Source organism: Sphingobacterium sp. NPDC055346, from assembly GCF_053645235.1.
Map to the genome: position 1 here is coordinate 1 of NZ_JBSHMI010000005.1, position 13,053 is coordinate 13,053.

Annotated in this window: 13 protein-coding genes; 5 read left to right on the top strand and 8 right to left on the bottom strand. The window is 39.3% G+C overall.

Annotated elements, in window-relative coordinates; all coding sequences use genetic code 11:
- Window positions 1–293 (top strand): hypothetical protein (locus tag ACWICE_RS11055; protein WP_454298397.1); only part of this gene is annotated, 293 nt, incomplete at its 5' end.
- Window positions 294–517: 224 nt separating this feature from the next.
- Entirely contained in the window at window positions 518–3,196 is a 2,679-nt protein-coding gene (locus tag ACWICE_RS11060) for a DUF7133 domain-containing protein (protein ID WP_454298398.1), read from the top strand.
- A gap of 65 nt (window positions 3,197–3,261) precedes the next feature.
- Here the strand turns inward: ACWICE_RS11060 and ACWICE_RS11065 are convergent, their stop codons facing one another.
- On the bottom strand, window positions 3,262–3,651 hold the full coding sequence (locus tag ACWICE_RS11065) for an SRPBCC domain-containing protein (protein WP_185213257.1): 390 nt from the start codon (window positions 3,649–3,651) through the stop codon (window positions 3,262–3,264).
- Between the two features lie 59 nt (window positions 3,652–3,710).
- Here ACWICE_RS11065 and ACWICE_RS11070 point away from each other — a divergent pair, with 59 nt between their 5' ends.
- Window positions 3,711–5,078: a methyltransferase RsmF C-terminal domain-like protein gene (locus ACWICE_RS11070; RefSeq protein WP_454298399.1), complete on the top strand. Its 1,368-nt coding sequence runs from the start codon at window positions 3,711–3,713 to the stop codon at window positions 5,076–5,078.
- Between the two features lies 1 nt (window position 5,079).
- Here ACWICE_RS11070 and coaBC read toward each other — a convergent pair whose 3' ends face one another.
- The 3 genes from coaBC to ACWICE_RS11085 are packed head-to-tail and all read right to left on the bottom strand — an operon-like array spanning window position 5,080 to window position 7,574.
- Window positions 5,080–6,282: a bifunctional phosphopantothenoylcysteine decarboxylase/phosphopantothenate--cysteine ligase CoaBC gene (gene coaBC / locus ACWICE_RS11075; protein ID WP_454298400.1), complete on the bottom strand. Its 1,203-nt coding sequence runs from the start codon at window positions 6,280–6,282 to the stop codon at window positions 5,080–5,082.
- A 10-nt stretch (window positions 6,283–6,292) separates the two neighbouring features.
- Window positions 6,293–6,619, bottom strand: coding sequence for a DNA-directed RNA polymerase subunit omega (locus ACWICE_RS11080; protein ID WP_094257467.1), 327 nt, complete (start codon window positions 6,617–6,619; stop codon window positions 6,293–6,295).
- Window positions 6,620–6,647: 28 nt separating this feature from the next.
- On the bottom strand, window positions 6,648–7,574 hold the full coding sequence (locus ACWICE_RS11085; RefSeq protein ID WP_185213253.1) for an outer membrane protein assembly factor BamD: 927 nt from the start codon (window positions 7,572–7,574) through the stop codon (window positions 6,648–6,650).
- A gap of 264 nt (window positions 7,575–7,838) precedes the next feature.
- Between ACWICE_RS11085 and ACWICE_RS11090 the strand changes: the two genes are divergently transcribed.
- Window positions 7,839–8,114: a NifU family protein gene (locus ACWICE_RS11090; protein ID WP_093099647.1), complete on the top strand. Its 276-nt coding sequence runs from the start codon at window positions 7,839–7,841 to the stop codon at window positions 8,112–8,114.
- Window positions 8,115–8,185: 71 nt separating this feature from the next.
- On the top strand, window positions 8,186–8,842 hold the full coding sequence (locus ACWICE_RS11095; protein ID WP_254530245.1) for a carboxypeptidase-like regulatory domain-containing protein: 657 nt from the start codon (window positions 8,186–8,188) through the stop codon (window positions 8,840–8,842).
- On the opposite strand, the gene ACWICE_RS11100 is transcribed toward ACWICE_RS11095, so the two are convergent.
- From ACWICE_RS11100 to ACWICE_RS11115, 4 genes are read right to left on the bottom strand one after another with little or no spacing between them, the layout of a single operon-like run.
- Window positions 8,839–10,068, bottom strand: a complete 1,230-nt coding sequence (locus ACWICE_RS11100; RefSeq protein WP_454298401.1) for an ABC transporter permease — start codon at window positions 10,066–10,068, stop codon at window positions 8,839–8,841. The two genes, ACWICE_RS11095 and ACWICE_RS11100, sit on opposite strands and share 4 nt — an antisense overlap.
- 4 nt (window positions 10,069–10,072) lie before the next feature.
- Complete coding sequence (locus tag ACWICE_RS11105; RefSeq protein ID WP_454298402.1) at window positions 10,073–10,714, bottom strand: MBL fold metallo-hydrolase; 642 nt, start codon at window positions 10,712–10,714, stop codon at window positions 10,073–10,075.
- 40 nt (window positions 10,715–10,754) lie between these two features.
- Window positions 10,755–11,498, bottom strand: a complete 744-nt coding sequence (locus ACWICE_RS11110; protein ID WP_313262069.1) for a shikimate dehydrogenase family protein — start codon at window positions 11,496–11,498, stop codon at window positions 10,755–10,757.
- On the bottom strand, window positions 11,495–12,904 hold the full coding sequence (locus tag ACWICE_RS11115) for a tetratricopeptide repeat protein (protein ID WP_185218438.1): 1,410 nt from the start codon (window positions 12,902–12,904) through the stop codon (window positions 11,495–11,497). The genes ACWICE_RS11110 and ACWICE_RS11115 overlap by 4 nt, the downstream gene beginning before the upstream one ends.
- Window positions 12,905–13,053 lie beyond the last annotated feature (149 nt).

A 13,053-nucleotide genomic window follows, 5' to 3' on the forward strand; every position in this document is an offset into this window, starting at 1 on the left:
GAGCCGATGGTATTGCCGTAACAGGTGGGAGAGTAGGTCGGTGCCTAATTTTATACGGGAGCCCGCTGTCAACAGACAGCGGGCTTTCTGTTTTTGGTGAAAATTGGAAAGACAGCGGGAATATCATGTTCAGGCGACATAATGTCCATCATGATCCTGGAATATCCTCCTATCCCATAAATCCTGGTCCTTTCCCAGTTCTTGGCCCATCCTCTCATCCTTTCCATCCTGGTTCAAAACCAAACCATCCTTTCCATCCCTCCCTTTTCAGAACAATATCAAATAACAGATAGTTAAAATCGAATTAGTTCATTTGAAATATTATTCGCATTTTTATTCTAGTATAATTTTAACCAAATGTGAATTGTGAAATAGAATAAAGCTTATTTAAGCTCTAGTGCCAGTTAACTTTATTAAAATCTTACTTAAACCTGCGTATTAATGGGATCTTGTTTTCCGGGATTGGGAACCAAACCGGTTATTCGCTATTCCAATCAATCTATATTTATCATCGAGAATGAAAAGAACATTTAATTTATTTTTTCTCCTTCCATTAATGTTGGGGTTCCCCAATTTTAATGAGAACTCAGAACTACATCAAACTAAAAACAATTTCACTAATCAGTACGGTATCCGAAAGGGTCAGGATACTTTAAAAACCATGTCTGGTGCTCCATCCGATCTGATCATGACCGAATTTACCGGTCCCGATCTTACACCTTCGCCTGCCTGCCTAGCAGTTGCCCCTACTGGAGAAGTCTATGTAGGTGTGGATATGATCGGATCTCTGGGTAAGGATATGGGCAAAGGCTTTATCCGTAGATTTGTGGATTCGGATAATAACGGCAGCATGGATAAGCATACAGATTTCGCCCGCGTGGATAACCCAAGGGGAATCTTTGTCCTAGGTGATCAAGTATTTGTCCTGCACACGACATTTGACTCCAAATCGGGGATTGCTACAGGTATGGACCTTGTTGTGTTTGAAGACAAGGATAAAGATGGTGTTGCAGATGGAGACCCTAAGGTATTGATCAATGGCTTAAGTAATGCCAAGTATATTCAAGAACGTGGTACGGACCATGCAACAAATGGGATTAGAATGGGAATCGATGGCTGGATCTATATCGCAGTTGGAGATTTTGGATTCCATAATGCTACGGGTGCAGATGGCAAGAAATTGACCAATCTGGGCGGTGGTGTTTTGAGGGTTCGTCCTGATGGTACCGAAATGGAACTATATACACATGGTCTGCGCAATATTTATGATGTTGCAATCGATCCATTTATGAATATCTTCACCAGGGATAATACCAATGATGGTGGTGGCTGGGATATCCGTTTTTCCCATCAGATCCAATCTGGTGAATATGGTTATCCTTTATTGTTCCAAAACTTTACGGAGGAGATCATTCCGGCATTGGCCATGTTAGGTGGTGGTTCAGGAACAGGATCCTTATACATGGATGAGGATACTTGGCCAGAAAAATATAATAAGGTGCCAATGATGGCAGATTGGGGAAGGAACTTCCTTTATATGCATCATGTGACTCCGGATGGCCCTAGCTTCAAACAGAAAGAAGAAGAATTCATCAAGTTGCCACAGATTACGGATGTGGATGTAGATGGTTCAGGTAGATTATACCTATCTGCATGGGATGGTGCGGGCTATTCAGGTAATCCTGATAAAGGTTATATCGTTCGTGTTGTACCTCAAGGTTGGACTTACAAAGCCTTTCCAGAAATCAAGAATGCTTCTGTAGCTGAATTGAAGGAACTGTTGAAGTCTGGAAGTTCTACGATTAGGTTATATGCTTCCCAAGAATTGGTAGCAAGAGCATCTGATGAAGCTGCTACTGCAGCATTGGAGACTGCTCAAGACAAGAATTTGCCATTGAGCAGCCGAGTGGCTGGTATTTATACTTATGCACAGGTAGCTAAAGGAAAAGGCGTTACAGCCTTGCTAGACCTTGCTAAGGAAGCAACAGTTAGGGAATTTGCATACCGTGCCTTGACAGACCGTCTGTCTACCGTGGACCAAGTGCCAACAGATCCTTTTGTTGAAGGGTTGAAAGATCCATCAGTAAGGGTTCAGGCCGTTTCTGCTGTTTCATTAGGTAGATTGGGTCGTCCAGAAGTGGCTAATTCATTGCTACAAGTGGCTGTCCCAGCATCTTTCGTTGCTCCTGCAAAAGGAAAGGAAGGTCCTCATGATGTTCCTAACTCAGCAATTATTCTCCCTCATTTGGCCGTAAAAGCATTGGTTCGCTTGAATGCCGTAAATCCTGCCGTAGGATTTTTGAGCACAGAGAGTCCTGATCTGGCCTTATGGGCATTGCGCTATATGCATGATCCAAGAGCCGTAGAAGGATTGATCGCTGCCTATGGAAAAACAAAGGATCAAAAATTAAAGGATAAAATCCTGGTTACCCTTGCCAGGTTGTATAAAAAAGAAGCGGATTATGATGCTTCTTGGTGGTGGGGAACCCGTCCGGATTCGCATGGTCCATATTATAAAGCCGTTGATTGGGCATCATCGCCGGTTATCGAAAAATTCCTGGTTGCTGAGGGAGCAAAAAGCAGTAGTTCCAAAAAACAGTATTTTGCTGACCTAAATGAAAAATTCAGGATGGAGATTGCTGCATTTGATATTGTAGAACCTAAGGTAATTGCTGCAAAACAGCCTACAGAGAAGAAAGTTGACCTAGAGAAAATCAAGAACCAAAAAGGACAGGTAGGTAAAACTTCTATCGAAGAGGTAATGATAGCACTACGTAAAGTAAAGGGAGATCCTACGAAAGGTAAAGCTTTGTTTAACAAACAAGGTTGCCATGCTTGTCACAGTGTCAATAAAGGCGAGGCTATGAAGGGACCATTCATGGGACAGATCGGTGGTATCATGAACCGTGAGCAGATTGCCGAATCGATCTTGAGACCTAATGCATCTATTTCCCAAGGATTCTCCACTGTCTTGGTAACGACTAAGGACAAGAAGAATTTCATGGGTTTTGTGACCCAGGAGACTGCAAGCAAGCTTGTACTGAGAGATATTGCCGGGAATGTGAATACCATCAACAAAACCAATGTGGCAAGTAGAAAAGAAATGCCGAATTCTATGATGCCGGCCGGTTTGGCAAATTCATTGACTTTGGAAGAGTTTGCATCTCTGGTATCTTTCTTAGAAAAACAGAAATAAAAGCTTAATTAATAACAAAATAAAAGCCATGTCAAAGGACATGGCTTTTATTTTGTTGAAGGGTCTTAATCTTCTTCTTCGTCATAAAATTCCATCAATGATGAAATATAGGGATCATCCCATCCATCAACGATATCATCATAGGCCTCGTCAGGAATGTTGCTTTGCCTTACTTCTAATGAAGTACCCTTTTTATGTTCATGGAGTTTCAAGGTCACGATGGAAGGTTCTTCCTGCTCTCCGAAATACCATTCCTGGACAATTTTGCTGAACGGTTCCAATTCCAGGAACTTTCCTTGAATGGCTCCATCCCACATGGAGAATTCTCCATTGGGCACTGGGTCGATTTCTACAAGGTCGCCAGTCCATAATCTGATGGTTATTTCAGTCGTCAATGCTCTGTAAAGTTCCTCAGGTGTAGCAGGTATGATATAATATTTTTTAAATTCTTTCATTCTAAATATTAAAGGAAAAAAATAATTCCTGTAAATTTACATAGATTTATTAGCATAATATGAGTAATATTCTCCCGAATTCCTTAATAAAAAGATTAGGTATAAATCCATTTTTTGACGAAGACGCCTTTAAAGCCGCACATGAAAGCGGGGAAAAACTCACCTCCATACGCTTAAATCCTAAAAAACCCACAGAATTAGACTTTGAACTTGCCGACCGGATCCCCTGGTGTGAAAATGGGTATTATCTGAATGAACGTCCAAAATTTACCTTGGACCCCTTATTTCACGCGGGCTGTTATTATGTGCAGGAAGCATCATCTATGTTTGTCAGTCATATCTTGAAGGAACTAAAACTTCGGGAAAGGGACATCAAGGCCTTAGATCTATGTGCTGCACCAGGAGGGAAATCTACCTTGATCAATGATCAGATCAGTCCCAATAGCTTATTGGTAGCAAATGAAATCATAAAGAGTAGATCCGTCATCCTACAGGAAAACCTGATGCGTTGGGGGTTCCCAAATGTTGTGGTGACCAATAACGATCCTTCAGCTTTCAGAAGGTTGCCAGGGTTCTTCGATCTAATGCTGGTGGATGCCCCTTGTTCGGGTTCAGGCATGTTTCGAAAAGATGAAGATAGTATTGATGAATGGTCAGAAGCGAATGTAAAGCTCTGCAGGGAGAGGCAACAAAGGATTTTATCTGAAGTTGTATCTTGTTTGAGCAGCAATGGATATTTACTGTATTCTACCTGTTCTTATTCTTCTGAGGAAAATGAAGATATTTTGGATTGGCTGATCGAAGAATATAACCTTGCTAGCATAGAAGTTCCGGTTGATCCTGAATGGGGAATAGAACTGACCAAATCTGAAAAACATAAGGCCACTGGCTATCGTTTTTATCCGCATAAAACTAAGGGAGAAGGATTTTTCATTGGCATCCTGCAAGTAAAGCATATCCAGCCTACATTCTCGACCAAGAAGATGAAAATGGAGAAATCTCCAGTTCCTAAAGACTGCCTAGTTGGATGGATTGAAAATGACAAGGAGTTTTCCACATTAATGCACAATGAAAATGTCCACATTTTTCCGAAAGACTTGGAAGCCAGCATAAAGGCTTTACAACAGGTCCTTTACCTCAAAAATGCAGGAACAATGGTAGGAAAGTGGATAGGAAAAGAGCTTGTTCCATCCCACGATCTGGCATTGAGTGTTTTTAGAGATAAAAATCTGTCTTCAGTGGAGCTCTCTTTATCAGATGCTCAGGATTTCCTAAGAAAGGAACAGTTGGACATTGAATTATTCAATGGGGTGAAAAAAGGCTGGTGCTTGATTAATTATGAGGGTGTTTCTTTAGGCTGGGTAAAGGTTTTGGGAAATCGTATCAATAATTACTACCCAAGGGAAGTTAGGATAGCAAATCTATAACTTATAGATTTTGATGGGCTAAGATCAAAGCGCAAATATCCTTTGCAACTTCGTCTTTGCTTTTTAGATCAAATGAAAGGATCTCTTCTTTTTTATTGATGACCGTGATTTTATTGGTGTCGTGTGCAAAACCGGCTCCCTTATCTTGCATGGAATTGAGTACGATAAAATCTAGGTTTTTTCTCTTCAGCTTGCCAATTGCATTTTCCAGCTCATTGTTGGTCTCTAGTGCAAATCCAATCAGCGTCTGCTTTTCCGTCTTTTTTGCTCCAAGGCTAGCTAAGATATCCGTTGTTTTTTTAAGGGATATGCTGAAGTCTTCGGCTTTTTTCTTGATTTTCTGAGCGGCAACTTCGGTAGGGGTATAGTCCGCAACGGCTGCGCTCATGACCGTGATGTCGGCTTGATCAAAGTATTTGCTGCATGCATCAAACATCTCTGCTGCAGACTGAATATTGACCCTTTTTACGCCCTCTGGCGTGCTCAAAGCTGTTGGACCACTGACTAGGGTCACTTCAGCGCCAAGGCTGCTGAGTTCCTTCGCAATGGCATAACCCATCTTTCCGCTGGAATGATTGCCAATGAAACGAACTGGATCGATAGCTTCATAGGTTGGTCCTGCTGAAACCAGGGCTTTCTTTCCAGAAAGCGGTTTATCGGATTCGAAATAGTCTTGGATAAACTGGAAGATTTCTTCCGGTTCTGCCAGTCTACCTTCACCTACCAGTCCGCTCGCCAGATCTCCTTTTCCCGGAGGGATGATTACATTTCCGAATGATTGGAGCAGTTGGATGTTGTTTTTGACAGATGGGTGTATCCACATGTCCAAATCCATTGCCGGTGCTAAGAAAACCTTGCTTTTTGCAGAAAGATAGACTGCTTGAAGAAGATTGTCGCAGATACCTTGGGCACATTTTGCCAAAGTATTTGCTGTAGCTGGAGCAATTAAAATGAGGTCTGCCGATTCGGCAATATGGACATGGTTATTCCATTCCCCTGTTTTTTTGTCGTAATACTCGACGAAAACGGGGTTATTGGAAAGGGTAGAAAGAGTAAGTGGAGTAATGAATTGAGTAGCTTCCTGGGTCATGATAACCTGAACGGAGGCTTCTGCTTTTCTCAGTAATCTTACCAATGTTGCAATCTTATAAGCGGCGATGCTGCCGCTTATACCAATTACAATATGTTTGTCTCTTAAAGACATGGTAAATAGCTTACTCTTGTTCTTTAGATGGGTTTCTGAAATATACTTTCTCGTGTAAAAACTCGTCGATAGCTACTAAAGTTGGTTTTGGCAATCTTTCGTAGTGCTTAGAGATTTCAATTTGCTCACGGTTTTCAAACACTTCCTCTAAATTATCATTGCTGCTAGCAAACTCTGACAATTTTTGGTTTAACTCCTCTTTCATATCTACAGCGATTTGATTAGCACGCTTGCTGATAACAACGATAGATTCGTAAAGGTTATCAGTAGTTTGGTCTAACTCTCTTAAATCGCGAGTTACTGTTGAATTTGGAACGGTATTTTTATTCTGATTCATATATAAATAAAAATGGATGTACTAAAGATTATTGTTGATTGTTATTCTCGGTCTCGATTGGAACACCATTTGGTGTTGCAATACCTAAGTCTTCTTCACGTTGTTTCCTCATTTTTTCGTCATTAGCCATGATCTTCAGGGCAGAGGCAATCTTTCTGTCCGCACTTCCGCGAAGGCCGTTCAACTCATTGTTGTACTTGCTCTCAGGATAATGCTCCATAAAGCTGTCGTAATAATCAATCATCTGATTGAATCTTTCCTCCTGACGGTGAGGGTAGGAGTTATCGGCAAAAAGATATTGTGATTTTACCAATAGATATTCGATATCTTCTGCGTGCTTGGTGTCTGGATATATTTTTAATACATTTTCCAATGCGATCACAGCTGCACGGTAATCATCTGGCAATCCCATATTGAAATACAATTTGGCATTGTCAAAAGCTTTCTTCTCTAATTTGTCACGAAGGTTTTGGATCAAATCACCAGCCTCTTTTGCTCGTTCCGACTCAGGGTACAGGTTCACAAAGAGTTGAAGTTGGTCAATCGCCTTACGTGTATTGTCTTGATCTAAATTTGATCGTGGAGAATCTAAATAATAACAGTATGCAGACATAAACCGACATTCCTCAGCTCTAGGGCTGTTTGGATAATTATCTGCAAAGTTTTTAAAGTGAAATCTTGCTGAGATATAATCTTTAAGACGATAGGCAGCAAAAGCAGTGTAATAGTTTAGATCTTCAGCATCAGCTGTGCCACGGTATTTGGCCAACAGATCTTGAAATAAGGTCAAAGCTTTAGAGTACTTCTCTTTTTCGTAGTACTTTACAGCTTCTTGATACTTCATTTGTACGTTATTGCTTGCGCGTAGTTTTTCGAATTTACTCTTACAACTACCCAAGCCCAATAAAAGAAACAAGCCGACAATTAGGCTAAATACATGATTCTTTAAAAACATCCCACAAAGATACGTGAATTAATACTAATTTTCAATTATTTAATGATACGCGAAAATACTTGATTTCAATAAGGTAATTCTTGGATGAACCTGGTTTTAACAATCTTTAACTTAAAGTGCCTCATTTTGCTGAGATTGAAGGTCTTGAGGCTAATATTAGGGTTTTTTGTTAAGTCAAATGAATGTTGAATTAGCATCGGGCATGTCACAAATAATTAAAATAATAACTATATTTACGTTTAATATATTTTATCAGGATTTAAAATGACCTTATTTGAAAGAGTAGAGCAAGCATTGGATTCCATCAGACCTTATTTACAGACTGATGGGGGTAACGTTTCTATTGAAGAAATTACGCCAGACAACGTTGTGAAGCTTAAATTGTTGGGGACTTGCGCAAATTGTTCAATGAGTATCATGACTTTTAAAGCAGGTTTAGAACAAGCGATTAAAAAGGCCGTTCCGGAGATTGTTGCTGTGGAAGCAATCAATATCACGGATATGGATGATCCCAATGCGATAAACCCCAACCAATTGTAATAAAAATATTAGATGCTGTTAACACTATTTAACAGCGTCTTACGTATGATTTTCCCTAGTTTTGTTGCTACATGAAATTCCTACAGAAATATATCTTGCTTGCTGTACTATTGGCAGTTGGTTTGAGCCTCCAAGCTCAGAACAATAAAATAGTACAGGTCTCTGGGTATATTTTAGCGGAGGAGACGGATATTGCCGTTCCTTATGTGACCATTCGAAATGAAAGTTATGGGAATGAGACATATTCAGCCAACCATGAAGGTTACTTCTCCTTTGTCGGACATACCGGTGACGAGATTGTCTTTTCTTCTATTGGTTACCGCTCCGTGAGGATTACCATTCCTAATGTCGATGGAGATAAATATACCGTCAAGATCGAATTGACACCCACCGTAGAGGAATTACCGATGGTTACTGTTGGTCCTCCACTGCCATGGGCAAGTATTGAAGAGTTCAATATGGAATTCTTGGCCTTGAATATTGGTAGTGATGATGTAATGACTGCAAAAAGGAATCTATCTCCTCAAGCTTTGGCATCTCTTTCTAAGATTGTTCCTAGAAGTGCTGAAGAAATCCAGACGTTTAATAACTTTCAGCGACATATCAATATGTCGAATAAAGCCATCAACCAAAATATGGCAAACCCACTGTTGAATCCTTTTGCTTGGGGTTCATTGATCAACCAGATCAAGCGTGGAGATTTTAGTAGACAGCGACTGAAGTATTAATTGGCCTCTAGCGCTCCGCGCTTATTGATGCCTCTGATGTTTAACCTGGAGGCCATATAAGAAACCAAAGTGGAAACAGCCATTACCGTAATAAAGATCAGCACTAAATCCATATAACGAATGTCTACAGGGTAGGCGTCGAACAATGAGCCTTCGCTGGTTGTGACAAATCCGAAATGATCTTGCAATAAACAGAAAACCAATCCTAAGAAAGCGCCCGTGACACTTCCGATCAATGCAATGAGGATGCCTTGGTAATAAAAGATGTTTTGGATGAGGTTATTGCTCGCCCCTAAACTATTCAATACCACCATATCCTGTTTCTTGTCGATCACCAACATGGTCAGGGAACCAATAATATTAAATATAGCAATGATTCCGATGATCGTCACGATAAAGAAAACGATCCATTTTTCTGATCGTACGGTTTTGTAAAGGGTAGGGTTCTGCTGTTCCCTGTTCTTTACCTGAAAATCCTTGCCTAATAAAGCTTGAATTTCCTTTTGTAAGCTTGTAGAATTGTCGTTTTTCCCATAGAGTTCAATCGCTGAGATGCCTTCATGCTCATTGAGTAAATCTTTTGCAAAATCTATGGGTACAATGATTAAATCTTCGAAGCCGGGTTGATAGCCGAGAATGGCATTTGGCTTTATTACACGTGTCCTGATATCTTCCAATGGGTTGATATTGTTTGGAGATGCTTTTTTGTCAGGAATATTGAGGAATATCTGATTTTCGTCTCCTTGCAGCGGAACTTGTAAGTTTGCCTGGACCGTGGTGCCAAGAATAGCGTAATTCGTGCTGTCTTCCTTGACTTCTAACCTGCCTTCCAATAACATGTCTTCATTGGCGATTTGATGTAGGCTATTGGGTTCAATGCCCTTTAATCGCCCAATAAATTGCTGTTGGTTGAATTCAGCAAGGACCTTGTCTTCTAATACCTCGCTATATGAAGTGATTTCTGGTAATGCGCGAAGATTTTTAAAGGCTTCGCTATTGGTGGAAAACACCTTGCCTGAGGATGGTTCAATCCTATATTCTGGCGAAAAAGTGCTGTACTGTGAAAGAATAAAGCGTTCCAATCCATTGTAAAAGGATAAAACTATCACCAAAGCAGCTGTGCTCACCAATACCCCGATCATACTGATCGATGAAATGATATTGATCGCATTTACTGACTTTTTTGAAAAAAGATATCGTTTCGCAAAGAATATTGGGAGCTTCATTGTTCTAGGCTCTGATAAATGGATTAGTCTTTTTTTCTTCTCCAACAGTGGTTGTCGGTCCATGACCAGGATATACTACTGTTTCTTCAGGGAGTGTGTATATTTTGGTAGCAATACTGTTCAACAATTGCTGATGGTTGCCACCTGGAAGATCTGTGCGACCGATACTGCTCTTGAACAGAACATCGCCGCCTATCAAGAAGTTATGTTCTTTACTGTATAAACAAAGATGGGCAGGTGAATGACCAGGCGCTAAGATCAGGGATAATTCTTCATCGCCTATCTTTATGGAATCTTCTTCCGTTAAGAAGGTTTCAGGAATGGGCGATGGCTCATATCGGATACCCATTTGAGGAGCATAGTTTTGTACCTGTATCACTAAGGGTAATTCACCCTCATGGAACTGTGGAATTAGATCATAGGTCTCAGAAACAAATTTGTTGCCCAACACATGGTCGATATGACCGTGGGTATTGATAAGATGGATTGGTTTTAGACCATTGTTTTCAATATATTCTTTCAGATGGTTTTCTTCTTGATAATTGTGCATTCCAGGATCTATAATGATGCAGTTTTTGTTTTCATCATAGATTAGATAGGTGTTTTCCTGGTATGGATTGAATACAAATGTCTTGATATGTAGCATGTCCAAAAATAGGAAATATTTCTAAGCAATTGGGTTTTTCCTATTGATTCCAGATTTCCCAGTTTTTTTCTGCTTGCAGAACCAACATTTCATAACCATTTTTAATAGCTGCCCCTCTTTCTTTTCCTTTTTTTAGGAATAAGGTTTCTTCAGGGTTGTAAATAAGGTCATATAATAAATGTTCACTGCTGATTGCATGGTATGGCAAGGCTGGACACTCCTCGGTTTTTGGGAATGTTCCTAATGGTGTACAATTTATTAATAATGGCGTGTTTTGGATTAATTCTTCCGTTAGGTCTTCATAGGAAAGGTTATCTCCTGTCTTAGTCCGACTAACGATCTTAAAGTCTATGCCAAGCTTTTTTAAGGAGTATGCAACCGCCTTTGTTGCTCCTCCATTTCCAAATATTAATGCTTTGCTATGGTTGGGTTTCAATAATGGCTCCAATGACTTTTCAAATCCATATGCATCTGTATTGAATCCTTTCAATTTAACACCATCTGGTTCATGTCGGATTTGTATACAATTCACAGCGGCGATTTCCTTAGCTTCTTCTGAAAGTTCCGTTAAATATTGCATCACATCCTGTTTATAAGGAATAGTTACATTGACTCCGTAAAATTCAGGGTTATTAAGATAAAGGCTCGGAAATTCTTCGATTGTTGAAAGAGGGTATAAATCATAATCAATATTCTTTATACCCTCGTTTCTAAATTTTTCTAAATAATATTTTTTGGAAAATGAATGGCCAAGGGGATAGCCAATTAATCCTAATTGTTTCATCTTCCTTCTGTATATTTTTTAATTATGTCTACAATAACTTGATTTCCCTGTAATTGAGGCAAGTACTCAAATAATATATAATGCTTCTCTGGGTCTACATTTAAGGCAAGTTCCAAGAAACTCAAAGCCTCTGTATATTTCCCTGCTGCAAACATATAGGCAACCATGCGGTAATAAAGTGTAGCTTCATCAGGGTTACATTTGATGGCTTCTGAAATTACTTCAATAGCCTCTTCAAGTCTTGTTTGCTCAAATAAAAGCGATGAATAGTCCAACCATGCCTCAGCATCGGTTGGGTTTAATTCAACAACTTTTGAATAAGCTTCAATAGACTGATCAAATTGTTTCAATTTATATCGGGCATCCGCAATCGCAAACCAATAATCTGGATTTTCATCGTCGATTTCTAGAGCTTTTTTATAAAAATGAAGGGATTCAAAATATCTTTCTTCAAAATCTAAAGTTACTCCAATGCCAAACCAAGCATCACTTTGATTGCTATCAAGCTTTACAGCTTTTTTATAGTACTGCCTAGCTTCATCCATCAATTCCAACTTTTCATAGCATTCCCCAATGGCACAATAAGTATCTGCATTAGGAGTTTCATGCTCGAATGTTTGTTTATAGACTTCAATTGCTTCTGAATAGCGATCTAAGTTTACCAGGGCATTCCCTTTATTGAAATAAGCAGATGAGAAATTCTCATTGATCAAGATAGCATAGTCATAAGCGTCAATTGCAGCTCCAAAATCACCCAATTTATGGTAAGCATTTCCTAAATTATACCATGCAGCATATGAATATGGGTCTGTATCGATGTATTGGTTGTAGAATTGTATACTTTCTTGCTGTTGTTCCAATACATCATAGCAAAATGCTATTTCGTAAAGTGCATCTTGATTATCTTTATTTGCTTGAAGGGATTTCTTCAGATATGATATGGCCTTTTCGTAAGAGCCCTGCATCTGATATAAACCAGCAATCTGGTAATATACCTCATCTTTAGCATCACTTAATTTTAATGCCTTAAAAAAGTTTTCTTCTGCTAGAGCATGTTCCTGTAGGGCAGATAGGATTGTACCCTTGATTAGATAGATATCACCTTCCGAAGGTTCTAATAATTCAGCCTTGTTTAAAGCCTCCAATGCAGGCTCATACTGTAAAGTTGATGCCAATAGCTGAGCTTTTTTAATTAAGAACAAGGTTTCGAATGGGTGTTGGGCAGATGCAAATTCTATTACTTGTAAAGCCTTTATTGGATCATTGTTAGTAATGTAATAGTCAATAATGCTTTCAAAAGCTTTTGCGTCAAAAAAGTACTGGTCTTCATTTCGAAGCATTTCCTCATAACGATCCACCGAAAATTTTTGTTCTTCCGGGGTTCCAAATTCAAAATCTTCTTCCATTATTCTCCTCTTTAAATTTTATTCGTACTCTCCAATTCCTAAATGAAAATACTATTTTTTGAACATCTGAATATGTAATTGTTTTCAACATATTCACATTTTAGACTGGGCTAGTCTGCAAAAGTAAAGTTAATAAAGTAATTACAATG